Annotated in this window: 25 protein-coding genes; 13 read left to right on the plus strand and 12 right to left on the minus strand. The window is 73.4% G+C overall.

Going from position 1 to position 25,610, the window contains the following annotated elements; genetic code table 11:
* Positions 1-133 precede the first annotated feature (133 nt).
* From Val02_RS02110 to Val02_RS02120, 3 genes are read left to right on the plus strand one after another with little or no spacing between them, the layout of a single operon-like run.
* Positions 134-583 carry a DUF7134 domain-containing protein gene (locus Val02_RS02110; protein WP_203897101.1) on the plus strand — a complete coding sequence of 150 codons (450 nt, stop codon included), beginning with the start codon at positions 134-136 and terminating at the stop codon, positions 581-583.
* Between the two features lie 57 nt (positions 584-640).
* Positions 641-1,198, plus strand: coding sequence for a sensor histidine kinase (locus Val02_RS02115; protein WP_203897102.1), 558 nt, complete (start codon positions 641-643; stop codon positions 1,196-1,198).
* Positions 1,195-1,782, plus strand: coding sequence for a response regulator (locus Val02_RS02120; RefSeq protein WP_239151634.1), 588 nt, complete (start codon positions 1,195-1,197; stop codon positions 1,780-1,782). Before Val02_RS02115 ends, Val02_RS02120 begins: the two co-directional genes overlap by 4 nt.
* Here the strand turns inward: Val02_RS02120 and Val02_RS02125 are convergent.
* Complete coding sequence (locus tag Val02_RS02125; RefSeq protein ID WP_203897103.1) at positions 1,754-2,095, minus strand: hypothetical protein; 342 nt, start codon at positions 2,093-2,095, stop codon at positions 1,754-1,756. The genes Val02_RS02120 and Val02_RS02125 overlap by 29 nt on opposite strands.
* A 92-nt stretch (positions 2,096-2,187) precedes the next feature.
* Between Val02_RS02125 and Val02_RS02130 the strand changes: the two genes are divergently transcribed.
* Positions 2,188-3,003 carry a class I SAM-dependent methyltransferase gene (locus tag Val02_RS02130; protein ID WP_239151643.1) on the plus strand — a complete coding sequence of 272 codons (816 nt, stop codon included), beginning with the start codon at positions 2,188-2,190 and terminating at the stop codon, positions 3,001-3,003.
* Here Val02_RS02130 and Val02_RS02135 read toward each other — a convergent pair.
* The 5 genes from Val02_RS02135 to Val02_RS02155 are packed head-to-tail and all read right to left on the minus strand — an operon-like array spanning position 2,991 to position 8,948.
* A complete protein-coding gene (locus Val02_RS02135) occupies positions 2,991-4,046 on the minus strand; it encodes a phosphotransferase family protein (RefSeq protein WP_203897104.1) in 1,056 nt (351 codons plus the stop codon). The two genes, Val02_RS02130 and Val02_RS02135, sit on opposite strands and share 13 nt — an antisense overlap.
* Positions 4,043-4,879 carry a carbohydrate ABC transporter permease gene (locus tag Val02_RS02140; RefSeq protein ID WP_203897105.1) on the minus strand — a complete coding sequence of 279 codons (837 nt, stop codon included), beginning with the start codon at positions 4,877-4,879 and terminating at the stop codon, positions 4,043-4,045. The genes Val02_RS02135 and Val02_RS02140 overlap by 4 nt, the downstream gene beginning before the upstream one ends.
* The gene (locus tag Val02_RS02145) at positions 4,876-5,787 is read right to left on the minus strand and encodes a carbohydrate ABC transporter permease (protein ID WP_203897106.1); all 912 of its coding nucleotides are present in this window, start codon (positions 5,785-5,787) and stop codon (positions 4,876-4,878) included. The genes Val02_RS02140 and Val02_RS02145 overlap by 4 nt, the downstream gene beginning before the upstream one ends.
* Positions 5,788-7,185 (minus strand): N-acetylglucosamine/diacetylchitobiose ABC transporter substrate-binding protein, encoded by a 1,398-nt coding sequence (gene ngcE, locus Val02_RS02150; protein ID WP_203897107.1) that lies wholly within the window; start codon positions 7,183-7,185, stop codon positions 5,788-5,790.
* Positions 7,186-7,208: 23 nt separating this feature from the next.
* Complete coding sequence (locus Val02_RS02155) at positions 7,209-8,948, minus strand: serine hydrolase domain-containing protein (RefSeq protein ID WP_203897108.1); 1,740 nt, start codon at positions 8,946-8,948, stop codon at positions 7,209-7,211.
* Between the two features lie 119 nt (positions 8,949-9,067).
* Here Val02_RS02155 and Val02_RS02160 point away from each other — a divergent pair, with 119 nt between their 5' ends.
* Entirely contained in the window at positions 9,068-10,360 is a 1,293-nt protein-coding gene (locus tag Val02_RS02160; RefSeq protein WP_203897109.1) for an exo-beta-N-acetylmuramidase NamZ family protein, read from the plus strand.
* On the opposite strand, the gene Val02_RS02165 is transcribed toward Val02_RS02160, so the two are convergent.
* Positions 10,339-11,361: an N-acetylglucosamine kinase gene (locus Val02_RS02165; RefSeq protein ID WP_203897110.1), complete on the minus strand. Its 1,023-nt coding sequence runs from the start codon at positions 11,359-11,361 to the stop codon at positions 10,339-10,341. The two genes, Val02_RS02160 and Val02_RS02165, sit on opposite strands and share 22 nt — an antisense overlap.
* A gap of 17 nt (positions 11,362-11,378) precedes the next feature.
* Between Val02_RS02165 and Val02_RS02170 the strand changes: the two genes are divergently transcribed.
* The 3 genes from Val02_RS02170 to Val02_RS02180 are packed head-to-tail and all read left to right on the plus strand — an operon-like array spanning position 11,379 to position 13,658.
* Complete coding sequence (locus Val02_RS02170; protein WP_203897111.1) at positions 11,379-12,257, plus strand: MurR/RpiR family transcriptional regulator; 879 nt, start codon at positions 11,379-11,381, stop codon at positions 12,255-12,257.
* Complete coding sequence (murQ, locus tag Val02_RS02175; RefSeq protein WP_275415535.1) at positions 12,254-13,153, plus strand: N-acetylmuramic acid 6-phosphate etherase; 900 nt, start codon at positions 12,254-12,256, stop codon at positions 13,151-13,153. The genes Val02_RS02170 and murQ overlap by 4 nt, the downstream gene beginning before the upstream one ends.
* A gap of 34 nt (positions 13,154-13,187) precedes the next feature.
* Positions 13,188-13,658 carry a winged helix DNA-binding protein gene (locus tag Val02_RS02180; RefSeq protein ID WP_203897112.1) on the plus strand — a complete coding sequence of 157 codons (471 nt, stop codon included), beginning with the start codon at positions 13,188-13,190 and terminating at the stop codon, positions 13,656-13,658.
* Here the strand turns inward: Val02_RS02180 and Val02_RS02185 are convergent.
* Positions 13,636-14,355 (minus strand): TetR/AcrR family transcriptional regulator, encoded by a 720-nt coding sequence (locus tag Val02_RS02185; RefSeq protein WP_239151652.1) that lies wholly within the window; start codon positions 14,353-14,355, stop codon positions 13,636-13,638. The two genes, Val02_RS02180 and Val02_RS02185, sit on opposite strands and share 23 nt — an antisense overlap.
* 30 nt (positions 14,356-14,385) lie before the next feature.
* Between Val02_RS02185 and Val02_RS02190 the strand changes: the two genes are divergently transcribed.
* Positions 14,386-15,513, plus strand: a complete 1,128-nt coding sequence (locus Val02_RS02190) for an FAD-dependent oxidoreductase (protein WP_239151674.1) — start codon at positions 14,386-14,388, stop codon at positions 15,511-15,513.
* Here the strand turns inward: Val02_RS02190 and Val02_RS02195 are convergent.
* Positions 15,501-16,079 (minus strand): NUDIX hydrolase, encoded by a 579-nt coding sequence (locus tag Val02_RS02195; protein WP_203897114.1) that lies wholly within the window; start codon positions 16,077-16,079, stop codon positions 15,501-15,503. The two genes, Val02_RS02190 and Val02_RS02195, sit on opposite strands and share 13 nt — an antisense overlap.
* A 73-nt stretch (positions 16,080-16,152) precedes the next feature.
* On the opposite strand from Val02_RS02195, the gene Val02_RS02200 reads away from it, so the two are divergent.
* Positions 16,153-16,971 (plus strand): MBL fold metallo-hydrolase, encoded by an 819-nt coding sequence (locus Val02_RS02200; protein WP_203897115.1) that lies wholly within the window; start codon positions 16,153-16,155, stop codon positions 16,969-16,971.
* Between the two features lie 62 nt (positions 16,972-17,033).
* Positions 17,034-19,709 carry an ATP-binding protein gene (locus tag Val02_RS02205; RefSeq protein WP_203897116.1) on the plus strand — a complete coding sequence of 892 codons (2,676 nt, stop codon included), beginning with the start codon at positions 17,034-17,036 and terminating at the stop codon, positions 19,707-19,709.
* On the opposite strand, the gene Val02_RS02210 is transcribed toward Val02_RS02205, so the two are convergent.
* Positions 19,706-20,791, minus strand: coding sequence for a hypothetical protein (locus tag Val02_RS02210; RefSeq protein ID WP_203897117.1), 1,086 nt, complete (start codon positions 20,789-20,791; stop codon positions 19,706-19,708). The genes Val02_RS02205 and Val02_RS02210 overlap by 4 nt on opposite strands.
* A 90-nt stretch (positions 20,792-20,881) precedes the next feature.
* Between Val02_RS02210 and Val02_RS02215 the strand changes: the two genes are divergently transcribed.
* On the plus strand, positions 20,882-22,384 hold the full coding sequence (locus tag Val02_RS02215) for a DUF4419 domain-containing protein (protein WP_203897118.1): 1,503 nt from the start codon (positions 20,882-20,884) through the stop codon (positions 22,382-22,384).
* Positions 22,385-22,393: 9 nt separating this feature from the next.
* Here Val02_RS02215 and Val02_RS02220 read toward each other — a convergent pair whose 3' ends face one another.
* The gene (locus tag Val02_RS02220; RefSeq protein WP_203897119.1) at positions 22,394-23,044 is read right to left on the minus strand and encodes a nitroreductase family protein; all 651 of its coding nucleotides are present in this window, start codon (positions 23,042-23,044) and stop codon (positions 22,394-22,396) included.
* Positions 23,045-23,121: 77 nt separating this feature from the next.
* Positions 23,122-24,732, minus strand: coding sequence for a methyl-accepting chemotaxis protein (locus Val02_RS02225; RefSeq protein WP_203897120.1), 1,611 nt, complete (start codon positions 24,730-24,732; stop codon positions 23,122-23,124).
* Between the two features lie 229 nt (positions 24,733-24,961).
* Here Val02_RS02225 and Val02_RS02230 point away from each other — a divergent pair, with 229 nt between their 5' ends.
* On the plus strand, positions 24,962-25,603 hold the full coding sequence (locus Val02_RS02230; RefSeq protein ID WP_203897121.1) for a hypothetical protein: 642 nt from the start codon (positions 24,962-24,964) through the stop codon (positions 25,601-25,603).
* Positions 25,604-25,610 lie beyond the last annotated feature (7 nt).

The following is a 25,610-nucleotide window of genomic DNA, read 5'->3' on the forward strand; positions in this document are numbered from 1 at the left end:
GTCGGCCCGCCGTCGGGGTTCGGGGTCACCGTCAGGTCGGCGCCGTGGCGCCCGGCGACGGCGTGGCCGGCACGACGGGTCCGGTGTTGCCGATCGCGAGGATCGGGTGGACGCACCCAATATCATCCGGGCGGTGGGGGAGTCGCTCGCGTTCCGGATGAGCCGGTGGTCGGCCGCGCATCCCGCACGGGTGGACGCGGCCGTCACCGGGGTGCTCGCCGCCGGGTGCGTGCCGGCCGGCGTCGCGCTGGCCGGTGCCACCGGGCTGCTGCTGTCGCTGGGGCTGGTCGTCCCGCTCGCCGGGCGGCGGCGTTCCCCGCTGGGCGCCGCCGCCGTCGTGGGCGCGGTCGCGGTGGCGCAGCTCGTCACTTTGCCGTTCTGGCTGCCCGCCGACCTCGCCGTGGCGCTGGTCGTGCACACCGTCGCGGCACGGGTGCCGTCGCGGGCGGCGCGGTTCGCCGCGCTCGTCGTGGGCGTCGCCGGCAGCGTCGCCGCCGGCTTCCGCTGGAGCACCCCGCCGGAGTACCGGGCCAACGCGCTCGCGGCCGCCGCCGTGTTGTCCCTCCTCACCGTTCTCATCTGAGGGAACGGGAACCTGGTACGCGGCCGGAACATCGCCCACCGGCAGCGGGAGCGCCTGGTGGCCGCCCGCGACGTCCACGACATCGTGGCGCATTCGCTGGCGGTCGTCATCGTGCAGGCCGACGCGGGCCGGTACGCGGCCGGCCGGGAACGCGAGGTCCTGGCCACCGTCGCGCAGACCGCGCGGGCCGCCCTCGCCGACGTGTACCACCTCATCGACCTCCTGCGCGACGAGCCGGAACGCCCGGACGCCCTGCACCGCCTCGTCGGGACCGTCCGCACGGCCGGCCTCGACGTGCGGCTCGACGCCCGCCCGAGCGTCTTCGACGGGGTGCCCGCGCCGGTGCGCACGGCGGCGCTGCGCGTGGTGCGGGAGTCCCTCACCAACGTGCTCAAGCACGCCGGCCCGGACGGCGCCGCCGAGGTGACCCTGCGGCGCACCGCCGCCGGGGTGAGCGTGCGGGTCGCCGACCGGGGCGCGACGGCCCGGCCCGGCACCGGCCACGGCATCACCGGCATGCGCGAACGCGTCACCGAGCTGGGCGGCACCTTCGAGGCGGGTCCGCAGCCCGGTGGTTTCCTGGTGGAGGCGACCGTCCCGGCGGCGGCCCGGTGATCCGCGTCTTCCTCGTCGACGACCAGGAACTGGTCCGCGCCGGCTTCGCGATGATTCTCGACGCGGCGCCGGACCTGACCGTGGTCGGCTCGGCCGGCGACGGCGCCGCCGCGCTGGCCCTGCTGGCCCGCCCGGAGCACCGTTGCGATGTGGTGCTGATGGACATCACGATGCCGGGCCTCGACGGCATCGAGGCGACCCGCCGGCTGCTCACCGTGCCGCACGCGCCCCGCGTCGTCATGCTCACGACGTATGACAGCGACGAGAACCTGGTGGCGGCGTTGCGGGCCGGGGCATCCGGGTTCCTCGCCAAGACGGCCGGGCCGGAGGCGCTGCTGGCGGCCGTGCGCGCGGCGAACGCCGGTGACGCGCCGGTCGCCCCGCACCTGGTGCGCCGGTTGATCGACGCGTTCGTGCTGGCGCCGGCCGCACCGGTGCCCGCGCCGCCCGGACCGGATCGGCTCACCCCGCGGGAACGGGAGATCCTGGCCGCCGTCGGCCTGGGACTCAGCAACGCGGAGATCGCCGGGCGGCTGCACGTGCCGGAGTCGACGGTCAAGACGCATCTCGGTTCGGTTCCCTGAGCCAGGGCCCGTCCGGGGTGACGGGGCGGGCCGCACCCAGGGCCACCACGGCGGCCGTGGCGAGCACGCACACGCCGGCGGTGGTGCCGACGGCGAGCGGCCAGGTGCGAAGGCCCGGGCGGGTGATGCCCACCCGGTGCCACCCGGCCCCGGACCACCCCTCGCGGGTGACGGCCAGCATCATGAGCAGCGCCACGAGCACCGGCGAGAACGCCAGCACCAGCCCGTCGAGCACGGTGGCCGTGCCGAGCGACATCCCCAGCACGAGAACGACGTAGGTGACCGCTGCGACGCGGTCGGAGAGTCGGAACACACCGGCGAGTCTTCGCGGATCCGCCGTCGCGGCCATCCACCCCGGATCGGAATTCGGCGGCCCGGATCGTCCCCGCGGACTAGCCTCCCCGGGTGACCTATCCCGACCTCTTCGGATTGACCGGGGCCGAGCGCGAACGCCTGCGCGCCACGTTCGGCGAGGCCGCCGAGCTGTATCACCGGGCGCGTCCCGGCTATCCGGCCGCGCTCTTCGAGGACCTGACCCGCCTCGCCGGCCTGACCCGGGGTTCGCGGGTGCTGGAGATCGGCTGCGGCACCGGCCAGGCGACGGTCCCGCTGGCCCGCCTCGGCTGCACCGTCGTCGCCGTCGAACTGAGCCCCGACCTGGCCGCGGTCGCCCGGCACGAGCTGCGCGCCTTCCCGGACGTGCGGGTCGACGTGGGCGCCTTCGAGGAGTGGGCCGCGCCGGAGGAGCCGTTCGACCTCGTGCTGGCGGCTACGTCGTTCCACTGGATCGACCCGGAGGTACGGGTCCGCAAGCCCGCCGATCTGCTGAGGCCCGGCGGATCCCTGGCGGTCGTCGCCACCGACCACGTCGCCGGCGGCACCGAACGGTTCTTCGTGGACGTGCAGCGCTGCTACGAGCGCTTCGACCCGCAAACGCCGCCGGGACTGCGCCCGACGCCCGGTGCCGGCATCCCCGACGAACCGGTCGAGCCGGCGCCTGCGCGGTTCGGCCCGGCGCTGTTCCGCCGCTACGAGTGGGAGGTTGCCTACACCACCGCGCAGTACCTGGACCTGCTGATGACGTACTCGGGGCACCGGGCGATGCCCGCGCCGGCGCGGGACGGGCTGCTCGCCTGCGTCGCGGGCCGCATCGACGGCGACCACGGCGGCCGGATCAGCAAGCGCTACCAGACCCGCCTGACGCTCGTTCAGCTCCGGTAGGCGGGCGCGTCGGCGAGCGGCGCGTCGCCCCAGCGGGATTCCGTCGCCGCGAGGACCCGTTCGGCCAGCGTCGCCAGCCGGGGCAGCACGTCCGGGCGTTCGGCGGCGAGGCGCATCCGGTGCCGGATGACGGCGCGGCGGGTGGGTCCCCGCAGCCCGCCGCCGGGTGGCGTGTCGGCCTCCTCGAAGGCGCCCCGCAGGAACCACGCCGTGGACAGGAACGCCCACGCCGACACCGTCACGTCGAGGTCGCTGTCCACAATGGACGGTGCGGCGGCGCGCCAGCGTTCCAGGGCGGTGCGGGCGACCTCGGCGGGCAGGCCCCACGAGCACCAGCACGTCGGCCACGGGACGATCAGGTACGCCGCGTCCCAGGCGACGTGCTGATGGTCGGCCTGTTCGAAGTCGAGCAGCACCAACCCGTCCGGGGTGAGGACGTTGTTGTCCGGGCACGCGTCGGCCGGGGTGAGCGCGTGCGCGCCGGGGCTGAGGGCGTCGGGTGCGGCGCGCAGTTCGTCGAGGGCGCGCGGCTCCGGGGCGATGCCGAGCGTGGGCAGCAGGTCCGCGAGCGTGCCGGCCGCCTCGTCGAGCAGCGCCGGCATGACGTCCACAGTGGACGGATCGGTGCCGCTCGCGGCGGCGAGGCGGGCGGCGTCGCCGGTGGTCGCCGTGTGCAGCCGGGCGAGGGTGTCGGCCCACGCGTGCAGCATCGTCGTGGCGCGCGCGGCGTCGTCGCCGAGGAGCGCGTCGGCGAGGTTCGGGCCGGTGCCGAGGTCGCGCAGCACGACCAGCGGCGGGTCGGCGACGACGGCCAGGAGTTCGGGCACGGGCAGGCCGCGTCCACCGAGGACGGTCAGCGCGGCGGACTCCCGGCGCCAGTTGTCGACGTGGCCGGGGGCGTGCGCCTTCACCACGACCGTCTCCGGGCCGCCGTCCACCGTGGCGCGGACGACGTGGGCGCGTTCGCCGCCGGCCAGCCGGGCCACCTCGCTGAGCGGGCGTCCCAGGGCTTTGCCGGCGGCCGCGAGCAGTTCCGGTGTCACCGCAGCTGCCCCGCCGCGAGCCCGCGCTGCACCTGTCGATGGAACGCCACATAGCCGGCCAGCACCGGCACGATCGCGATCGTCATGCCGGCGAAGAGGCCGCTGAAGTCGCCCCGGTAGCCCTCGTTGACGGCCAGGGCGGTCAGCCCCTGCGCCAGCACCCAGCGCTTCTCGGCGCCCTCGCCCTGCATGAGCACGATCGGCAGCACGTACTGGTTCCACTGGAAGAGGAAGTTGAAGATGCCCACGCTCACCAGTCCCGGTCGGGCCATCGGCAGCATCACCCGGAAGAAGAGTCCGAAGTGGCCGCAGCCGTCCACCATCGCCGCCTCGGCCACGGTCGAGGGCAGCGTGCGGAAGAACGCCGTGAGGAAGAAGACCGTGAACGGCAGCGAGTACGCCGCGTACACGAACGTCAGCCCGGGCAGCGTGCCGAGCAGCCCGAGATTGCGCACCACGAAGAAGAGCGGCACCAGCGCCAGGAACACGGGGAACATCATCCCGCCGACGAACCCGAAGTACACCACCCGGTGCCCGGGAAAGCGGTAGCGCGCCAGCACGTACGCGCCCATGGCGCCGAGCAGCATCGTGAGCACCAGCGCGCCGGTCACCACCACGGCGCTGTTGAGGAAGTAGCGGCCGATGTGCGCCTCGTTCCAGGCCCGGCCCCAGTTGTCCCAGCGCAGCGTGGCCGGCAGGCCCCACGGGTCGGTCAGGATCTCCTCGTCGCTCTTGAACGAGCTGACCGCCACCCACACCAGCGGCAACGTGGTGAGCAGCGCCCACAGGAACAGGAACCCGTGCGAGAACACGGGTACGACGCGGTCCCTCATCCGGCTTCGACCTTCTCCCGGCGGGTCACCCGCAGGAACGCCGCCGCGACCGACAGCGTCAGGAAGAACATCGCCACCCCGATCGCCGACGCGTAGCCGAACTGCGACTCGTTGAACGCCGTCTTGTACAGGCGCAGCCCGACGACGTCCGACGCGTAGCCCGGCCCACCGTCGCTGACGATCTGCACCACCGCGAACCCGTCGATGGCCAGGATGGCCAGATACACCCACGCCACCTGGATGGTGTCCCACAGCAACGGCACCGTCACGCGCACCAGCGTCGTGACCCGACCGGCACCGTCGAGCAGCGCCGCCTCGTAGATGTCGCGGGGCAGCGACTGCATCGCCGCGCTGAACAGCACCACGTAGAACCCGACGTTGCTCCAGAGCAGGACGACGGCCACGCACCAGAAGGCGAAGCGCGGGTCACCCAGCCAGGGCTTCGCGAGGCCGTCCAGCCCGACCGCGCGCAGCGTGCCGTTGACGACGCCGGTGTTCGGCGCGTACATCTCCTTCCACAGCACGCCGATGACGGCCACCGACAGCACCTGCGGGAAGAAGTACACGATGCGGTAGACCGGGGCGCCCCGCACGCCGTGCACGCCCACCCGGTCGCGCCGCCCGCCGACGTTGAGCATCGAGGCGAGCACCAGTCCGAGGACGATGGTCACCACGGGCAGCAGCGCGAGCAGCACGGCGTTGTGGCGCAGGGCGTTCCAGAAATAGCCGTCGTCGAGGAGCCGACGGAAGTTGTCCAGGCCGACGAACTCGTACTCCGGCGAGAGCCCGCCCCAGTCGGTGGCCGAGATCTGGAACGCCTGCGCGTACGGCGAGACCACGAAGACGCCGTACAGCAGCAGCGGTGGGACCAGGAACGTGACGATGAACAGCCATCTGCCCCGCGCCATTCACGCCCTCTTGTACTTCTTGACGGAGGAGTCGCGCGCGATCTCGTCGGCGGCCTGCTGGCACCGGTCGACGAACTGCTGCGCGTTGATCCGCTTGGCGAACATGTCCGCGCAGGCCGCGTTGACGAACTCCCGTTCGAGCTTGCGGTAGTAGGAGTTGTACAGCCACGTGAACGTGTTCGTGCCGGCGGCGTCGAGCAGTTTCGTGACGGAGGTGAGCCCGGGCGCCGGAGTGGAACTCGTGGCCCCGCGTACCGACGTGAGGCTGTTGACGCGAGTGGTGAAGTCGGAGGCGCCCCTCTTCGACAGCATCACCCGCAGGTACTCCAGCCCGCCGCGCAGGTTCTTCGCCTTCGCCGGCACCACGAACGGTTCGCTGCCGGCCCCGCGGATCGCCTCGAACGGCAGCCTGTCGCCGGTGCTCAGCGACGGCACGGGGGAGACGGCCATCCGGAAGTCGGGCGGCGTGACGGCCTTCTGCTCGTTCTCCAGCCAGGAGCCGCTGGAGTAGAACGCCGCCTTGCCGCGCGACCACTCGGTCTGCGCCTGGATGTGGTCCATCCCCTCGGCGCCCGGCTGCACCAACCCGTCGGCGGCCAACTGGTAGAACGCGTCCGCGGCCGTCCGCACGGCCTCGTGCTTCCAGGCGTTCGGCTCCAGGTTGTCGATGGCCTTGAGGACGTCGAGCCCGCCGAGCTTGCCGGCCGCCGCGAGGATCGGCCAGCTCATGTACCGCGCGTGCACACCGGGATAGGTCCACGGGGCGATGCCGGCGGCCTTGATCTGCTTGCACAGCGCGATCATCGCGTCCCACGTCCTGGGGTACTGCCAGCCCTTGTCGGCGAAGAGCTTCGCGGAGTACCAGATGCCGTAGGCGGAGTAGGCGTAGTTCAGCGAGAGGAACCTGCCGTCGTAGGTGCCCATCTCGACGATGCCGGGCTGCAGCGTGTCGCGCACCTTCACCTTCGGGTCGTCGAGCGTGGGCGCGTCGAGCAGCGGCCCGAGGTCGGCGAGCGAACCCTGCGACACCAGTCCGTTGAAGTCGATCTGGAAGCCGCCCGAGTTGTTGAGGACGTCCGGCACGTCGCCGGCGACGAAGCGCGGCTGCATCGCCTCCTGGATCTTCTGCGTGGCCGAGTGCTTGATCTCGGCCTTCGGATAGCGTTCCTTGTACATCGCCTCGTGCGCCTTGGCGTACTCCTCGCCGAAGCCGCCGTTGAAGATGACGACCTCCAGCGGCGCGTCCTCCTTGACGCCCAACGGGTTGGCGGTGTTGACGTCGCCCTCGGCGCTGTCGCTGTCGTCGTTGCCGCCGCCCATCGCGCAGCCGCCGAGCAGGGTGCCGCCGACAGTTCCGGCACCGGCGACCGTCATGAGGCCGCGCCTCGTCAGTCCCATCGAGATCCTCCCCCGAATCCGTGCTAGGTGGTGGCCGGCACCCATCCGTCCGCCACCAGGCGGGCCTCGTCGGTGAACAGGGCGCCGTGCCGGTCGAACGCGAGAATGTGGTCGGCGTAGACGCCGCGGCCCTGGGCGCCGACGTCGGTGCGGTAGCTCCACCGCAGGTGCGTGGCACCGGCGGGCAGGCTCGCCGTCACCTGCCACCACCGCCGCCCGCCGTATCCGGTCAGCGGGCCGTCGGCGGTGAACCCTCGGCCGGGCGCGCGCAGCGCCAGCGGCACCGTCGTCCACGCCGCGCCGTCGGCCGACGACTCGACGGAGACGGCGTCGTAGCGCGGTTCGGTGTCGTACCAGAGGAGGAACGTCGCCGCGGCGCCGTCCCGCGCCGGACGATCCAACGGGGCGGTCAGCGTGACGGTGCTGTTGTCGCGGCGTTCGGTGCGCCACGCGCGGCCGCCGAGCGGGGGCCGCACGGGGTGCGCGTCGGCGAACGACCGCGCCAGCGCGCGCCGGGCCACGGTGTTGGTGCCCCATGCGCGGTCCGGGTGCACGCGGTTGCTCAGCAGGATGAGGAACGAGTGGCTGAGCGGGTCGACGACCACGGAGGTGCCGGTGAAGCCGGTGTGCCCGAACGTCACCGGCGAGGCCATCGCGTCCATGTAGGAGTGCTTGCCCAGCTCGAACCCGAGCCCGCGGTCGCTGTCGGGGTACGACAGCTCGAGGCCGGCGTTGTAGTTGACGAGCGTGTCCCGCACGGTCCCCTCGCGCAGGATCCGCCGTCCTTTGTAGACACCGCCGTTGAGCAGCGTCTGGCACAGGATCGACAGGTCGTCCACGGTGGAGAAGAGGCCGGCGTGGCCGGAGACACCGCCGAGCGCCCAGGCGTTCTCGTCGTGCACCTCGCCGTGCACCATGCCGCGCCCGACGTAGGGCTGGTACTCGGTGGCGGCGATCCGGTCGCGCAGTGCGGCCGGCGGGTTGTACCGGGTGTCCTTCATGGACAGTGGGCCCGTGATGCCGTCCCGCACGGCCCGCGCCAGGCCCTTGCCGGAGACGCGCTCCACGAGCACGCCCAGCGCGATGAGCCCGATGTCGGAGTACACGTACTGCTTCCCCGGCGCGGTGCCGTCGACGACGGGCGTGGCGAGCGCGGCCGCGAGGCGTTGCGCCGGGGTGGGGTAGAGGCTGTAGAACGGCAGGAACGCCGGCAGCCCCGAGGTGTGCGTCAGCAGGTGCCGCACGGTGACGGTCGGCTTGCCGAACTCCGGCAGGTAGCGCGCCACCGGCGCGTCGAGCGCCACCCGGCCGGCCTCGACCTGCTGCAACAGCGCGATCGTGGTGAACAGCTTCGACACCGACGCGACGTCGTAGATCGTGTCGACCCGGGCGGCCCGGCGTTCGGCGGGCGGCAGCTCGACGCCGATCGCGGCGTAGCGCACGGCGTCCCCGACCGCGAAGCGCTGCACCACGACGCCCTCGTGCGCGGCGAGCACCGTCGCGCCGGCGTAGGCGGGGTGGTCCGGATGGTCGGGTGTGGGCCGCAGGTACGACGCGGCGATGTCGCGCAGCGCGGCGACCGGCCCCGGCAGCAGGCCGACCTGCCCGGCCGCGCCGGCGCGCAACACGTCGTCGCGGAACGTGATCTCGGCCGGCGTGACGGTCGGCGGTCCGGCGGCGGGGGGCGGGGCCGCGCCGGCCCGGCTGCCCAGGCTCGCGACGAGGCAGGCGACAGTGCAGAGCAGCACCGACGTTCGCCTCATCATCAATACCTTTCGACGTATCGATGGCAGTTGTTGGCCAGGATGGTGCTTTCCTTCAAAAGTTGCAAGGGCTCCGAAGGTTATTGCCACCCAGTCGTATCACTAGTAGTTTCGCCGCCATGACCGGTAGTAGGCGGCGTTTCCTCCAGGCGGCGGGCGCCGGCGCGGCGGCCGGTGCCGGACTCGTCGGTTCCGCTCCGGCGGCCGCGCTGCCCGGACTGCTGCCCCGCGTGCCGGTGCGCACCGGCCTGGACCGGCTCGCCGCGTCCGACTGGGAAACGCTTCGCGGGCAACGGGTCGGCGTCGTCTCCAACCCGACCGGGGTGGACCGGGAGTACCGGCACCTGGTCGACCGCATGCACGCCGACGGCGTGTCGATCGGCGGCGTGTTCGGGCCCGAGCACGGGTTCCGCGGCTCGGCGCAGGCCGGCGGCAGCGAGGGCACCGGGATCGACGCCCGCACCGGGCTGACCGTCTACGACGCCTACGGCGCCACCCAGGAGGCGTGGGCGCGGATGTTCACCGCGGCGGGCGTGCGGACCGTGGTCTTCGACATCCAGGACATCGGGGCGCGGTTCTACACGTACATCTGGACGCTCTACGACTCGATGTGCGCGGCGGCCCGGCTCGGGCTGCGCTACGTGGTGCTCGACCGGCCCAACCCGGTGGGCGGTAAGGCGTTCGGGCCGATGATGACGGCCGGCTACACCTCCGGCGTCGGCCGCAAGGAGATCGTGCAGCAGCACGGCATGACCGTGGGCGAGCTGGCCCGCTTCTACAACGGGGAGTTCCTGCCGGCCGAGGCCGGGCGCCGGGTGCACCTGGAGGTCGTGTCGTGCCACGGCTGGTTCGGGCGGCTGCGGGCCGGCGACACCGACCTGCCGTGGGTGCTGCCCAGCCCCAACGTGCCGACGCCCGACACGGCGATCGTGTACCCGGGCACGTGCATGTTCGAGGGGGTCGCGTCGCTGTCCGAGGGGCGCGGCACCACGCGGCCGTTCGAGCTGATCGGGGGGCCCGACTTCGACTACCGCTGGGGCGACCTGGTGAACTCCTACGGGCTGCCCGGCGTGGAGTTCCGCGAGGCGTACTTCACGCCGACGTTCAACAAGTTCACCGGCCGGTTGTGTGCAGGGGTGGAGGTCAAGGTCACCGACCAGGCCGCGTTCGACCCGATCCGCACCGGCGTGGCGATGGTGGTAGCGGCGCGCACGTTTCCCGCCTTCGCGTGGCGGGTCGACGGGGGTGCGCGCCCCTACTGGATCGACCTGCTCACCGGTTCGCCGCGGATGCGCACGATGGTCGACGCCGGTGCGCCCACCGACGAGGTGGTCGGCGCGTGGCGGGACGAACTGGCCGCGTTCGAGGCGCGGCGCCGGCCGTACCTGCTCTACTCGCGGCCCGGCTCATGACCGGAGGTCAGTCGACGGTGGACGGTCGGGTCCACCGTCGTGCCGGTGAGGCGCGCGAGCGCCAGCGCGGCGGCGCCGCCGGCACCGTCGGACGCGGTGCGCGGCCGGACTTCGTAGCGTTCGGCGACGGCGGCGCGGATCTCGCGGGCGATCGGGCCGTCCCGCAGGAGCACCGAGCCGCCCAGCACGACGGGCCGCCCCACGCGCGGACCGACCGTGTCGAGGCTGTGCAGCAGTCGGTCCCGGGCCTCGGCGCAGAGCCGGACGGCCACCGGGTCGCCGTCGTCGGCGGCGGCGCTCACGTGCGGCGCCAGGCGGCCGAGCGCGGCCGGCGGTTGCGCGAACGCGGCCGCGAGCACCGCCTGCGCCAGGGCCTCGCGTTCGTCAGGACCGGCCCAGGACCGCGCCGGAAGGCCGGCCCAGGACTGCGGGGGGATGCCCAGCAGCACGCACGCCGGCGCGACGAGCGCGGTCGGCTCGCCCCGGCCGTCGAGGGCGGCCAGCACGGCGCGCAGCGCCCGCACGCCCAGCCACACCCCGGAACCCTCGTCGCCGAGCAGCCAGCCGTAGCCGTCGCAGCGCCGGGCGACGGCACCGCCGGCGAAGCGCACCGCGACCGCGCCGGTGCCGGCCAGCAGCAGCGCCCCGTCGGGCTCCGCCGTCCCCGCCGCGAACGCCACCTCCAGATCGGTGACCGTGTGCACCTTCCCGGTGAGCCCGACGCGCTCCCAGGCGTCCGCGGCGGCCGCGCGGAACCCGGTGGCCCCCGCCCCGGCGGAACCGGCCCCGCCGAACACGCCCAGCCGCACGTCGCGTCCGTCCAGAGTGGACAGTGCCGCTCCCAATGCGGCGGCGAGCGTCTCCACCAGGGCGCCGCCGCTGCTGTGCGGATTGGCGCCGCCGGCCCGGCCCCGGCCGGCCACCGTGCCGTCGGGTGCGGCCACGACACATCGGGTGCGCGTGCCGCCCGCGTCGACCCCCACCACCATCGTCCGGCTCATCAAGGAAGCATTATCGCGTGACCAGTTCCCCCGGAAAGACCACTGCCGCGGTCCGGGCCCGCGGCCTGCTGCCCTCCCTGTCCCCGGCGGAACGTCGGGTCGCCCAGGTCGTCATCGACGAGGCGGCGACGGCCGCCCACCTGACCATCACGGACCTGGCGCGGCGGGCCGGCACCTCCGAGTCCACGGTCATCCGCTTCTGCCGCGCGATGGGCCTCGGCGGATACGCGGAACTGCGCCTGGCCCTGGCGATGGAGGCGGGCCGGTCGGCGCCCGAGGAGAGCATCGGCAGCGACATCGGGGAGGGCGACGACCTGGCCGGGGTGGTGCGGAAGATCGCGTTCGCCGACGCCCGCGCGATCGAGGAGACCGCGGCCCAGCTCGACCTCGCCGTGCTCGAACGGGTCGTCGACCTGGTCGCCGCCGCCCGCCGGGTCGACATCTACGGGGTCGGCGCGAGCGCCTTCGTCGCCCAGGACTTCCAGCAGAAGCTGCACCGCATCGGCCGCGTCGCGTACGCCTGGAGCGACCTGCACGTGGCGCTGACCAGCGCGGCGCTGCTCGACGGGCGGGACGTCGCGTTCGGCATCTCACACACCGGCAGCACCGTGGACACCATCGAGGCGTTCACCGAGGCCGGCCGGCGCGGCGCGCACACCGTCGCCCTGACGAACTTCCCCCGTTCGCCGATCGCCCAGGTCGCGGGCCACGTGCTGACCACGGCCGCGCGGGAGACGACGTTCCGCTCGGGTGCGATGGCGAGCCGCCTGGCACAGTTGACGGTGATCGACTGCGTGTTCGTCGGGGTGGCGCAGCGGACGTACAAGGAGACCAGGATGGCGTTGGAGGCCACCTACCAGGCCGTCAGCGGCCGGCGCGTCGGGCGGCGCGGGTGAGCGCGCTGGCGCGCACGGAGCAGCGCAACCCGCGCAGCGCCGGGATGGACCGGATGCCCACGCTCGACCTGCTGCGGCTGGTCAACGAGGAGGACCGCGCCGTTCCGGACGCCGTCGGGAAGGTGCTGCCGGAGCTGGCCGCCGCCGTGGAGCTGGCCGTCGCCGCGCTCTCCGCCGGGCACCGCGTGCACTACGTGGGGGCCGGGACCTCGGGCCGCATCGCGGTGCTCGACGCGGCCGAGCTGATCCCGACGTTCGGGATCGAGCCCGGCCGGGTGGTCGCGCACCTGGCCGGCGGCACCCACGCGCTGACCAACCCGTCCGAGGGCGCCGAGGACGACGAGAGCGCCGGGGCCGCCGTCGCGGGCGAGGTGGTCGCCGGCGACCTGGTCGTCGGATTGACCGCATCCGGTCGAACGCCGTACGTGCGCGCGGCTCTCGTCGCCGCGCGTGCCCGGGGCGCCGCCACGGTGCTCATCTCGGCCAACCCGGCCGCCCCGATAGCGTCCACTGTGGACGTTCACGTCGGCGTCGACACCGGTCCGGAGGTGCTCACCGGCTCCACCCGCATGAAGGCCGGCACGGCGCAGAAGCTCATCCTGAACGCGTTCTCCACGGCCGCGATGGTGCGCCTGGGTCGCACCTACTCCAACCTGATGACGGACATGCTCGCCAGCAACGAGAAGCTGCGCGACCGCCAGGTGCGCATCGTGGCCGAGGCCACCGGCGTCGACGTGGCCGCCGCCCGGGAGGCGCTGCGCGCGTCGGCCGGCGAGGCGAAGGTGGCCGTCGTGACGCTGCTGGCGGGCACCGACGCGCACCGCGCGCGCGACGCCCTGGCGGCGACGCACGGCTACGTCCACGACGCCCTGCGCCTGCTGAACGGCCACGCTTGACCTCAAGTGCGGTTGAGTCCCTACGTTCGCTCGCATGGATCTGGCACACCTGACCGACGCCGAACTGGCGGCCCAGCCCACCACCTATTGGACCGGCGTCGCCCACGAGGCCCTGTCCGCCTTCACCCGTGCGCGGCAGGCCGAGTTCGGGTTCAGCCAGCCGCAGTTCTGGCTGCTGCGCCACCTCTCCACGAACGACCTCTCGCCCGACGGCCGCGGCATGACCATCCCCGAGCTGGCACACGCGATGCGCACCTACCTCCGCCCCGAGGACGACCTGGGCGCCGAGGCCGACGTGCTGCTGGGCCGGGGCTGGCTCACGCGTGACGGGGAGTCCAGGTGGTCGATCACCGACGCCGGCGAACGGGCCCGGATCGGCATGAAGGAACGCGCACCCGCGATCCGCGCGCTGATCCACGCGGGGATCGACGACGCCGACTACGCGGCGGCGCTGCGGGTGCTGGACCGGCTGATCCGCAACGTCACGGATCCCGCCGGCCGGTGATGCCGGAAAGGATGGTGACCAGCGTGTGGTGGAACGTCTCCGCGGCGTCGAGGTGGGCGCCGTCGACGACGAGCCGGGCGACGGTGGGGTAGCGGCCGGTGTCCAGCATGCGGGTCAGGTAGGGGCCGAGCGCGGCCTGCCAGTCCGACACGTCGGTGCCGGTGGAACGGGCCGTGCGGCGCTCGGTGATCTCCCTGCGCAGCGCGCCGACCAGGAACGCGTTCAGCGCCCCCACCGCCCGCTGCAGATCCTCGATGCCCCGCACGCCGGGCGCCCGGCTGAGCGCCGCGGCCGTCGACTCGCCCACGGCCAGCGCGTGCGGGCCCAGGTGCGGCCGCGCCCCGAGCAGGTCGACGAACCACTCGTGCTCCAGCGCGACCTCGCGCGTGCGGTGCACCACGGCGAGGAGCGTGGCGCGCCATCCGGTGTGCTCGTCGGCCTCGGCGATCCGGGCGTACACCGCGTCGACCATCAGGTCCAGCAGTTCGGAACGGTTGGCCACGTAGTCGTAGAGCCGCATCGGGCCGACGCCGAGTTCCTTGGCGAGCTTGCGTACCGACAGCCCCTCGAGGCCCTGCGCGTCGGCGATCCGGATCGCCGTGGCGGCGATCTTCGCGCGGCTCAGCGGCACCGGCGCCGCCCGGGGTCGGGGCTCGGGCCGTTCCCAGACGGGCAGCGGTGCGCTACCGTACGGCATATCCATAAGGTACACCGTACGGTAACGGAGATGACGATGCGAATCGCGATCGCCGGTGGCGGCCTCGGCGGCCTGACGCTGGCGCGGATCCTGCGCCGGCACGGCATCGAGGCGCGGGTGTACGAACGCGACCCCGGCCGCGCCGCACGTTCCCCGGGCGGATCGCTCGACCTGCACCCGGAGTCCGGGCAACGGGCCCTGGCCGACGCCGGCCTCGGTGACCGGTTCCGTGCCGAGGCCCGGCCGGAGGGCGAGGAACATCGCATCCTCGACCCCGCCGGGCGCGTCCTCGTGCACCACCGGCCGCCACCCGGTTCGTTCGCCGGGCGCCCCGAGATCGACCGCGGCGTCCTGCGCGAACTCCTGCTCGACTCGCTCCCCGCCGAGGCGGTGCACTGGCGGCACCGGCTCGCATCGGTGACGCCACGACCCGAGGGCGGGTTCGGCCTGACGTTCGACGGCGGCACCCGCGCCGGGTGCGACATCCTCGTCGGCGCCGACGGCGCACGCTCGGCCGTCCGACCGCTGCTGACCGACGCCCCGCTGTCTCCCGTGGCCACCCTGGCCGAGCTGAGCATCACCGACGCCGACCGGTACCACCCGCACCTAGCCGAACTGGTCGGCCCCGGCAACCTCTGGTGCGTCGGAGCCAACCGGATCCTCGCGGCGCAACGGCTCGGCGACGGCACCATCCGCGTCGGGGCCTCCCTGCGCGCCGACGAACGCCACCCGGACAGCAAGCGCGCGCTGTTGGACGTCTTCGACGGCTGGGATCCCGGCCTCACCGCGCTCATCGAGGCCGGCGACGGCCCGCCGACCGTGCGCACGATCGAGGCGATGCCCACCGGCACCCGCTGGGAACACCGCCCCGGCATCACGCTCATCGGCGACGCCGCGCACCTCATGCCGCCCGTCGGCGAGGGCGCCAACCAGGCCATGCTCGACGCCGCCGAACTGGCCGCCGCGTTCGCCGCCCGCCCGGCCGATCCCGACGCGGCGATCCGGGCTTACGAGGAGGCGATGTTCGCCCGGATCGGGCCGATCGCCGAGATGTCGGCGCGGGTGCAGGCGATGATGCTCTCGCCCACCGCGGCCGAGGACATCGTCCGCTTCTTCGCGCCCCACCCCGCCACTGCGCGAGACGGTCACTCCGTCTGACGGAGGGTGGCGAGTTTGTGGAGCATTCTCGGCAGCTCCGGCACCGTCCACCCGGTCGGCCGGTCCGCCGCCTCCGCCCGCGGGTACCAGCGCCAGCCGCCGAACTCGCCGGGATCCGGCCGCATCGCCTCCGCGGGGTCGACGTCCAGGACGAACCAGAGGCTGCAGTCGAGATGGCTGTGCGGGCCGACGGTGCGGCTGACGGTGACGAAGAGTGGCCGCCGCTGCGGGGTCAGCGGGTGCGGCCGGGCCGCGATGCCGAGTTCCTCGTCGGCCTCCCGCACGACGGTCTCCCACGGCGGCTCGCCCGGCTCGACGTGTCCGCCGGGTGGCAGCCACAGGCCGGCTCTGCGGTGCGCGACGAGGAACACCGCGTCGGTGTCGGCGCGGTAGGGCAGGAAGTAGGCGACGAGGTGCTTCGGCGGGTCGGCCGGTGGCACCCGCCGGTACAGTTCGGCGCCGCTGTCGATCCAGGAGAGCACGTCGGCGCGGTCGGCGGCCTCCCGCTCGTCCAGCGGCGCGACGCCGGCCACGAGTCCGTGCAGCGCATGGCGTTCGGCGGTCATGTGCTTGCACCTTACAACCGGTGCGGCTACGGTCTCGACGAGTGGTTGCGATTTACAACCGGAAGGGGCCGCCGTGCTGACGCGGGTCGCGGAGGGCGTGCTGGTGCACGAGAGCGAGTTCTGCCAGAGCAACGCCGTCGTGGTGCGGGGCAGCGACGGCGTGCTGCTCATCGACCCCGGGATCACCGAACGCGAGCTGACCTGCCTGGCGAACGACCTGTCCGACGCGGGCCACCCGGTCGTGGCCGGCTTCTCGACGCATCCGCACTGGGATCACCTGCTCTGGCACGAACGCCTCGGCGCGGCCCCGCGGTACGGCACGGCCGCCGGTGCGGCCGCCGTTCGCGAGGAACTGTCGGACCCGGACGCGAAGGAGCAGATCGTCGAACACCTGGCGGAGACCGAGATCGCCGGACAGGTTCCGCTGGAGCTGTACGGCCTCGTCACCGCCCTGCCCGACGGGACGACACACGTGCCGTGGGACGGCCCGCGGGTGCGGATCATCGAGCATCGGGCGCACGCGCCGGGCCACGCGGCGCTGTTCGTCGAGGAGCGGGGTGTGCTCGTCGCCGGCGACATGCTCTCCGACGTCCTGATCCCGATGTTCGGCCTGGGTGGTCCGGCCGACCCGTTCGAGGACTACCTCGCCGGGCTGCGGCTGCTGGCGGGCGTCGCGGACGACGTCGAGGTGGTGGTGCCCGGGCACGGGTCGGTCGGCGGGGCGGGCGAGGTCGGCGCACGCGTCGCGCGGGATCGGGAGTACGTGCTCGCCCTGCGGGAGGGGCGGAATCCCGACGATCCGCGGATCGGCCCGTCGGCCAGGCCCGGGTGGGAGTGGGTCGGCGACGTGCACGAGGGGCAGGCCGCGCGGTTCGCCCCGGGACGCGCTTGATGCGCTGACCGCAATCGATACGATGTCGGCTCTCTCGTCACGGGGCCGATGAAGGGATTCGGTTGTCGAACGCGTTCGTCGGGCGCACCGTGGAGCTGGCCCTCCTGCGCACCGCCCTGGACCGCGGTTGCGTCGTGGCGCTGCGCGGGGATCCGGGCATAGGAAAGACCCGGCTCCTGGAGGAACTGGCCGCCGACGCCGAACGGCGCGGGTTCCCGGTGCTGGCGGGCCGGGCGGCGGAGTTCGAGCGGGAGGTGCCGTTCGGCACGGTGCGCAACGCGCTCGCCGAACACTTCGACGAGGCCGCCTCGGGGGAGTTCCTGCCGGCCGAGCGCTACCGGGTGTACCGCGCCGTGCGCGGGCTGCTGGAGCGCACCGCCGCCGGGCGCGGGCTGGTGCTGCTCCTCGACGACGTGCACTGGAGCGACGAGGGCTCCCTCGAACTCCTCGACCACCTGCTGCGCCACCCGCCGCGCGGCCGGGTCGTGGTGGCGTTCGCCTACCGGCCGAGGCAGGCGCCGGAGCGGCTCGTGCGGTCGGTCGAGGACGCCGTGCGGCGGGGTGTGGCGACGGCGCTCGACGTGGGGCCGTTGACGTTCGGGGAGGCGGGTGCGCTCATGCCGGCCGCGGCCGGGCCGGGGGAGCGGCACCGGCTGTACGAGGCGAGCGGCGGCAACCCGTTCCATCTGGAGATCCTCGTGCGGGGCTCCGGGCGTTCCACCGAAATCCTGCCGGCGCTGGCACCCACGCCGCGGACGGTCCTGCACGCGGCGGCGGTGGCCGGCGACGGCGCCGACCCGGGACTGCTCGCGGCCGTCGCGGAAATGTCCACAGTGGACACCCTGGCGGCGCTGGACCACCTCGCCGCCCACGACCTGATCCGGCCGGACGGCCCGCGCGGCTTCCGGTTCCGGCATCCGCTGGTCCGCGCGGCCGCCTACGAGCACGCGGGTCCCGGGTGGCGGGTGGCCGCGCACGCCCGGGCCGCCGCCGAGCTGGCCCGCCGCGGTGCCCCGGTCACCGACCGCGCCGTCCACGTCCAGGCGTCCGCCCGGGTCGGCGAGCTTTCCTCGGTCGAACTTCTGCTGGCGGCGGCGACCGAGGCCATGCGCGCCACGCCGGCCACCGCGGCCCACTGGTTGCACACGGCGCTCGGGCTGCTGCCCGACGGGCCGCAGAACATCGGCAAACGGCTGGCGCTGCTGCATCTGCGGGCCCAGGCGCTCGGCTACTCCGGCCGCCTCGCCGACAGCCGCGAACTCCTCGAACAGATCCTGCGGCTGCTCCCCGAGGGCTCGCCGCCCCGGGTCGGCGCGGTGACGTTCCTGACCATGCTGCAACACCTGCTCGGCGAGCACGCGGAGGCGCGCGCCCTGCTCCGCCGCGAACTGGCGACCCAGACCGGCGAGGGCGCCGACGTCCTGCGCGTGGCGCTGGCCCTGACCCACCTGATGCCCGGCGACGCCGACGACACGGCCGTCGAGGCGGCGATCGCGACGGCGCGCGACACCGGCAACCGGGGCCTGCTGCTCGGCGCGCTCAGCAAGGGCGCGATGTCGAGCCAGGCGTTCGACGTCGACGACGCGCGCCCGGTCGCCTGGCTCGACGAGGCCGCCGAACTGGCCGACGCCATGCCCGACACCGAACTCGCCGGCCGGCTCGACGACGTCGTCTTCCTCGGCCTCGGCGAGCTGTACCGGGAACGTTTCCGGGCCGCGCTGCGGCACATCAGGCGGGCGTCGGACGTCTCCCGGGCGACCGGCCAGAGTCACCTCATCGGCTCGCTGCAGATGATCGAGGGCGTGCTGTACTGCGACACCGGCGACTTCCGCGCGGCGCTGGCGGTGCTGGACGACGCGCTGGAGTCCGTGCTGCTGACCGGTGGCCGCAGCGCACACTCGCGGGTCCAGGGCTACCGCTGCTGGGCCACGCTCTGGACCGGCGACGTCGCGACCGCGAACGCCCTCGGCGAGGAGGCCGTGGCGCTGACCACCGGCGCCGGCCGGGCGGACTGGCAGCCGGCCACGGCGGAGGGGATGCTCGGCTGGGCCCGCTACGCGGCCGGCGATCTGGACGGCTGCGCCGAGGTGCTGCTGAGCGCCGGTGGCGGCCCCGACCTGCCGGCCATCCGGCCGGTGTGGCAGCCGCGCTGGTACGAGGTGCTGGCCGCCGCCGCGGCCGCCGCGGGGGACCACCGGCGTGCGGGTGACATGGCGGCGCGCGCGGCCCGGCTGGCCGTGGCGCCCGGCCTCTCCCGCCGCGCCGGCATGATCGCGGTGACGCAGGTGCACGCGGCGCTCGCGAGCGACCCGGCGGCCGCGGCCGAACACGCCGGCCGGGCCGCGACGCTGTTCACCCGCGCCGGCGACCGGGCCGGGGCGGCCCGCGCGCGGACCCTGCTCGCCGCGGCCTACCAGGCACTCGGCAAGACGGAGGAGTCCGCCCGGGAGGCCGAGGCGGCGCGGCGCGGGTTCGCCCGCTGCGGTGCCGCACCGGACTGGCTCTTCCGCGCGGCCGGGATCCCGCTCGCCGCCGACCCGGTACCGCTGACCCGGCGGGAACAGGAGGTGCTCGCCCACCTCGCGCAGAGCCTCACCGCGGCGGCCATCGCCCGGCGGCTCGGCATCAGCACCGGAACCGTCCACAAGCACCTCGCCGCCGTCTATCGCAAGCTCGGGACCGGAGACCGGCTGGCGACCGTCCTCCGGGCCCGTGAGCTGGGGCTGATCCCCGATTAGCCGATCGTCTTCTCGCCGGTGTGGTTGAGGAGGTAGGTGGTGTCGACGGGCAGACCGGTCGGGGTGGTGCAGGCGACGACGGCGCTGTCGTCGCTGGCGAACGACTCCACCTTGCAGCGGAGCCCGCTGCCGGTCGCGCCGACGTGCACGACGCCTGGTTTCACCGTTCCCCAGCCGTAGTTCACCAGGTAGCGGCCGGTGCCGAGGCGGGTGATCCGGCTGGTGCCGTCGAGGAAGCGGTAGGTGTCCACCGGTTCGTAGTCGGCGGCGAGCGCGAGGTGCGCGAAGAGGTACGAGGTGCCGTGCCCGCCGCTGGGCCGGCAGCAGACCGCGCCGTCGATGATGTTCCCGTTCCGGACGTAGGTCATCGTGAACTTCGAGTCGGCCGGCCCGCCCGTGCCGCCGTAGCAGCGCACCTGGACCCGCACCGACGTGCCGGAGGTGCTCCAGTTGAACGGGTTGCACCACTCCCCGCCCGGCCCGTAGCCGGTGACCTGCACGTGGCCGCCGAGCCCACCCAGCCCCGGAACGTCCACCGTGTACACGCCGGCCGACTGGCGGGTGATCGTGTTCGCGGCGCCGCCGGAGGAGTTGTACTGGTAGTTCGCCGGCGGGGTGTACGCGGCCGCGGTCGGCTGGCTGCCGAAGACGTAGGCGAACGGGTAGCCCCCGGACAGCGGCGCCTGGTTGACGTAGCTGAGCGTGAAGCGGCTGTTGACCGCCGCGCCCGCGGTGTCCCGGCAGCGCACCTTGACGCGTTGCGAATCGCCCACCGGCGCCCAGCTCTCCACCTTGCAGTACGCCGCGTCGGTGCCGTACGCCGTCACGTGCACGGTGCCGGCGGAGGCGTTCTGGCCCGGGAGGTACACCGAGTACAGGCCCACGTCGTCGGAACAGATCTCGTTGCGGGCGAGGTCGCCGAGGCTGTTCCAGTTGCGGGTGCCCGGTGCGAGGCACATCGACGCGTCGGGGTCGTCGGACCAGACGATCGCCCGACCGGTCTGACCCGCCGCGTGTGCCGCCGTGGGAACCAGGACGCCCGCCGCGATGACGACGGCCGCCGTGAGTCTGTGGAATCGCATGCGCGCAGCATCCCGTCGACCGGCCGCACGGCGACATACCGAGAACTCGCCATGGTGATATCGCTCGACATCACCGATACGGTGCGGGGCATGGTCACGTTCGCGGTCGACGACGTCACTCCCGCCGCCTCCCCGTTGCCGACCCGACCGGTGGGCGGGCTCTTCCCGGACGCGCTGGCGTACGGCGGCGATCCGGCGCTGCCGGTGATCGAGCCGGACGGCGTGCACCCGTTGCTCAGCGCGGTGGCGCGGGCGTTCGCAGACCATCGGCCGCTGGTGCTCTCACCCGACGCCGTGTGGCTCACGATCGCCGGCGGCGTCGCGCAGCACGTTCGCCTGCACGCCGAGGAACTGCGCCCGAAGCTGGTGCGCCACAACGGAAGGAAGCGGCTGACGATCGTCATCGACGGGCCGGTGCCGACCGACGCGCAGTCGTGGGCGGAGCTGACCGACAGCTTCGGCAAGCTGCTCGCCGCGGAGGTCGACGACGCGGCCCTCTTCGAGTGCGACTTCACGACGAGCACCGAGGTCGAACGCACGGTCGGCCGGATCGTCATGCTGGACGCCTACTCGCCTTACTTCTCGCTGTGGCTGTCGGCGGTGTGCGGCATCCCGTCGATCACACTCACCGGCACGGTGGAGGACTGGCGGCGCATCCGGGCCCGGGTCACCGCCCTGGAGGGCACGTTCGGCCTGGAGAAGTGGTGCCGTTCGCTGGCCCCGATCGCCGACGAGTTCGTGCGGGCCGCCGCCGGCGAGGCCGATCCACTCTTCTGGCGACGCATCTACAACCCGGTCGACGCCTACGGGGGCGAGATGATCACCGGCTGGGTGACCCGCTTCTACCCCTACCTCAAGGGCACCTCCGTCGACGTGCCGAACAGCATGCTCGACCTGCCGGTCGGCGAACCCCGCGACGTCCCGTCGAGCGGCGAACGGTTCTACCGGGGGCCGGGGCTGCGCAGCACCAGCGTGCCGGCCACCCTGTCCAAGGTGATCGTCAACCTCAACGACCGGGTCGCCGGCGACAACAGCGCGGTCGCCCTGCACGGCGGGCTCGTCGGCGTCACGCAGGATCCCGACGGCGCCCTGCGCCCCGTCGCCGGCTGGTACCTCGCACCCGCCCCGTACGAGATCGGCGAGGTCATCGACCGGCTCGTCCGTGAGCACGACACCGCCCCGGCCGAGGAACGCCCCTGGGAGGGCCCGGCCGAGATGCTCGCCCTGTACGGGCGGCTCGGCGCCGCCTCGCTGTTCGACGGCGCGTGGCGGCTGACCCCGGCCGGCGGGCGCCAGCAGATCCGCACCGACGTGCGGGGCTTCTCGATGCAGCGGCTGTTCGACCTCTCCGACGGACGGGTGATCGCCGCCGCCACCGACTACCGCGCGGACACGACGTACTGGGTCGTGTGCCGCACGGCGGAGGTGCGGGAGGACGAGTGGCACACCTACCACAGGCTGGCCGACGCGCCGCAGGACGTGCCGCTGCTCGGAACGTCGCTGGCGATGCTGCTCGACGCCGCCATGGACTCCGGCGGCGACGTCGCGCACCTGGAGACCGGCCGGCTCAGCGACCTCGCCGCCGGCGGGTGACCCGGGCGCTCACCGCGTGGCCGGGTCGCTCCACCGGCCCTCGTGGACCATGTCGCCGAGCGGGCGCCGGCGGTCCGACAGGTCCCGCGGCGGTTCGTCCTCGTCGGCGTATCCGATGGTGAGACCGACGACCGGATGGAGACGATCGGGAATGCCGAAAGTGTCCTTGAACTCCGGGATGGTCTTCGGCGACAGCCCGATGTAGCACGAGGCGAGGCCCTCGTTGAGCGCGGTGAGGTGCATCATCAGGGTCGCGGCGCCCGCGTCCATGTCCCAGTACGCCGCGGGCCACCGGCTCTCGGACCGGTCGGTCCAGCCCTTGTCGCCCTGGGCGTACCGGTCGAGGTAGCGGTCCCGGTCCGACAGCGCCCAGATGACGAGGGGCGCGGTGACCCAGAACCCGCGGGCCCGGTACGCCTCGCTACGCCGCTGCGCTTCGGTGGCCGTCGAGTCCCCGCGCGTGTTCCAGGACAGTTTCCACAGGCTCTCCAGATCCTCGGCCTTGCGGATCACGAGGAATTCCCAGCCCTGGCTGAATCCTCCCGACGGCGCGCGAACGGCGTGGCCGAGGAGCTTGTCCACCAACGGCTGCGGCACGGGCCGGTTCGGGTCGTACCGACGTACCATCCGGCGGCGTCTGACCAGTTGATCGAATTCCATGGTGAATTCTTCCGGCACGGCCGCCGCCGGACACAAGTCCCCGATCAGGATCGTCGAGATACCCCCAGCGGTTCGACCTAGTACCGGAAGCGGTTCACCGTGGCGGCCAGCCCGGCGACCACGCCGGTGATCGCCTCCACGCCTGCGCTGGCCTCCTCGGCGGCCTTCGCGGTGTCGGTCGACGCGTCGGCGACGCCGGTGATGTTCTCGGCGATGTGCGCCGAACCGGTCGCGGCCTCGCCGACGCCCCGGCCGATCTCGCCCACCGTGGCCGTCTGCTCCTCCACCGCGGAGGCGATGGTCGTGGCGTAGCCGTTGATCCGGCCGATGACGGTGCCGATGCGCTGGACCGAACCGATGGCCGCGTCGGCGTCCCCGCGGATCGCGTCGATGCGGGCGGTGATGTCGCCTGTGGCGCGTGCGGTCTCCTGCGCCAGTTCCTTGACCTCGTTGGCCACGACCGCGAAACCGAGCCCGGCACTTCCCGCGCGGGCCGCCTCGATGGTGGCGTTCAACGCGAGGAGGTCGGTCTGGGCGGCGATCGCGTTGATCAGGCGCACGACGTTGCCGATCTCCTCGCTGGAACGGCCCAGCGCGCTGATGGTCGCGTCGGCGGATTCGGCCATGTCGGCCGCCTCCCGCGCCACGCCCGCCGCGTCGCCGGCACTGGAGGCGATCTCCGCGATGGAGGCGCCCATCTCGTCGACGCCGGCGGCCACCAGCCGCACGCTGTCGGAGACCTGAGCGGCCGCAGTCGAGACGGTGGTGGCCTGGGTGCTGGTCTCCTCCGCGCCGGCCGCCAACCGGTTCGACAGCGCCGAGAGGCCGGCGGAGGAACGGGCCAGCTCCGCGCCGGCGTCGGCCATCTGCCGCACCAGGCCCTGCACCCGTTCGTTGAACCGGTTGAACGCGCCCGCGACACCGGCCAGTTCGTCGCGTCCGGAGGCGTCCAGGCGGGCCGTCAGGTCGCCGTCGCCGTCGGCGATGTCCACCAGGCGGGCGCGCAGCTCGGCGAGCGGCCGGGTGATCGAGCGCACCAGCAGCGGGGTGCTCGCCCCGGCGACGAGCAGGCAGAGCAGGCCGACGACCAGCATCGTGCTCCGCCCGGAACCGGCGCTGTCGGCGGCCGCCGCGACGGTGGCGTTCTCGTCCTCGACGATGAGCCCCACCAGCGTGTCGACCGCCGCCGTCACCCGCTCGTAGTTCTCGATCTCGGCGCCGACGACGAGTTCGTTCGCCGCGCGGATCGTCTCAGGGCGGCCGGTGCGGTAGGCGGCCACCAGTTCCACGTCGGTCGCCATGAACGCGTCGACCGCCGCGGCGGCCTCCCGAACCGCCTGGCGCTCGGCGCCGGTGAGCCGCGGTGAACGGTCCAGCGCGTCCAGTGCCGCCCGCAGGCGCTCGGTCGCCTCGAGGAACGCCTTGCGACTGCTCGCCCCGTCGTCGGTGGCGCCCGGCAGCCCGCGCACGACGTCGAACGCGTAGGCGGTCTGCCAGCCGTTCCAGTCGGCGGCCAGGTACTTGACGTCGAGCGCGTGTCGCGTCAGCTCCGCACTGTCGCGCACCTCGGACGTCGAACGGGTCTGCGTGTCGAACCCGACGTAGCCGACCGCCACCAGCGCGGCGACGACGGCGAGCAGCAGGCCGAACCCGGCGAACAGCCGCAGTCGGATGGAGAGGTTCCGCATCACACCCTTCTCTTCGTCCAGGCGGCCGGACAGCTGAGTATCGGCCGGCGGCCCGCGCGGGACCCGGGACCAAGGTCCCGACACCACCGGTGCGCAGGCGTTCCGAAGGCATGCCGAAGGTCCCCGCGGAGCGATTCCTTCTCCTCTGCAGGACGGCGCCCGGCGCTGACAGGCTTCCTGTCAACAGCCGATCGACCTGGTGCGCCGGGCATCACACACGGAGCTTTCCATGAAGCGCAGGACCTTGGACGTCATCCTCAGCATCGGCGGACTCGGGCTCGCCGTTCTCGTGCTCGTGGTCGGGATCGTCCTGACCGCCAACGCCAACTTCGCCAACGACTACGTGCGTGACCAGCTCGGCCAGCAGCACATCACGTTCAAGCCGGCCGCCAACCTGACCGCGGAGGAGAAGAAGTCCGAGTGCCTGGTGAAGTACGCGGGCCAGGCGTTGACCACCGGCAAGCAGGCGGAGTGCTACGCCAACGAGTTCATCGGCCTGCACCTGAAGTCGACCGCCGGCGGCAAGACCTACGCGGAACTCGGCGATGTGCAGACCCAGCTGCGCGCCCAGATCGCCACGGCCACCCAGGCCGGCGACACCGCGAAGGCGACCGACCTGCAGAAGCAGCTGACCGAGGCGACGACCCAGCGGGAGACCGTCTTCAAGGGTGAGACCCTGCGCGGCCTGCTGCTCACCTCCTACGGCTTCAGCGAGTTCGGCACCAAGGCCGCGCAGGCCGCCACGGTCGCCTACCTCGCCGCCGGGCTGCTCTTCCTGCTCGCCGCCGCCGGTGTGGTCCACGCGGTGCGGACCCCGGCGACCGTCGGGTTCGCGGTCCCGGACTCGCCGAGGGAGCTGATCGAGTCCTGACCGCGTC

Source organism: Virgisporangium aliadipatigenens (assembly GCF_016863615.1).
Taxonomy (GTDB): domain Bacteria; phylum Actinomycetota; class Actinomycetes; order Mycobacteriales; family Micromonosporaceae; genus Virgisporangium; species Virgisporangium aliadipatigenens.

Excerpts from the sequence above, each read along its gene's own strand:
- Val02_RS02140 (WP_203897105.1), bottom strand. The coding sequence starts at position 4,879 with ATGAGGGACCGCGTCGTACCCGTGTTCTCGCACGGGTTCCTGTTCCTG.
- Val02_RS02190 (WP_239151674.1), top strand. The coding sequence starts at position 14,386 with ATGACGATGCGAATCGCGATCGCCGGTGGCGGCCTCGGCGGCCTGACG.
- Val02_RS02220 (WP_203897119.1), bottom strand. The coding sequence starts at position 23,044 with ATGGAATTCGATCAACTGGTCAGACGCCGCCGGATGGTACGTCGGTAC.
- Val02_RS02230 (WP_203897121.1), top strand. The coding sequence starts at position 24,962 with ATGAAGCGCAGGACCTTGGACGTCATCCTCAGCATCGGCGGACTCGGG.
- Val02_RS02165 (WP_203897110.1), bottom strand. The coding sequence starts at position 11,361 with ATGAGCCGGACGATGGTGGTGGGGGTCGACGCGGGCGGCACGCGCACC.
- Val02_RS02145 (WP_203897106.1), bottom strand. The coding sequence starts at position 5,787 with ATGGCGCGGGGCAGATGGCTGTTCATCGTCACGTTCCTGGTCCCACCG.
- Val02_RS02210 (WP_203897117.1), bottom strand. The coding sequence starts at position 20,791 with ATGCGATTCCACAGACTCACGGCGGCCGTCGTCATCGCGGCGGGCGTC.
- Val02_RS02185 (WP_239151652.1), bottom strand. The coding sequence starts at position 14,355 with ATGCCGTACGGTAGCGCACCGCTGCCCGTCTGGGAACGGCCCGAGCCC.
- Val02_RS02180 (WP_203897112.1), top strand. The coding sequence starts at position 13,188 with ATGGATCTGGCACACCTGACCGACGCCGAACTGGCGGCCCAGCCCACC.
- Val02_RS02225 (WP_203897120.1), bottom strand. The coding sequence starts at position 24,732 with ATGCGGAACCTCTCCATCCGACTGCGGCTGTTCGCCGGGTTCGGCCTG.
- Val02_RS02195 (WP_203897114.1), bottom strand. The coding sequence starts at position 16,079 with ATGACCGCCGAACGCCATGCGCTGCACGGACTCGTGGCCGGCGTCGCG.
- Val02_RS02215 (WP_203897118.1), top strand. The coding sequence starts at position 20,882 with ATGGTCACGTTCGCGGTCGACGACGTCACTCCCGCCGCCTCCCCGTTG.
- ngcE (WP_203897107.1), bottom strand. The coding sequence starts at position 7,185 with ATGGGACTGACGAGGCGCGGCCTCATGACGGTCGCCGGTGCCGGAACT.
- Val02_RS02155 (WP_203897108.1), bottom strand. The coding sequence starts at position 8,948 with ATGAGGCGAACGTCGGTGCTGCTCTGCACTGTCGCCTGCCTCGTCGCG.
- Val02_RS02160 (WP_203897109.1), top strand. The coding sequence starts at position 9,068 with ATGACCGGTAGTAGGCGGCGTTTCCTCCAGGCGGCGGGCGCCGGCGCG.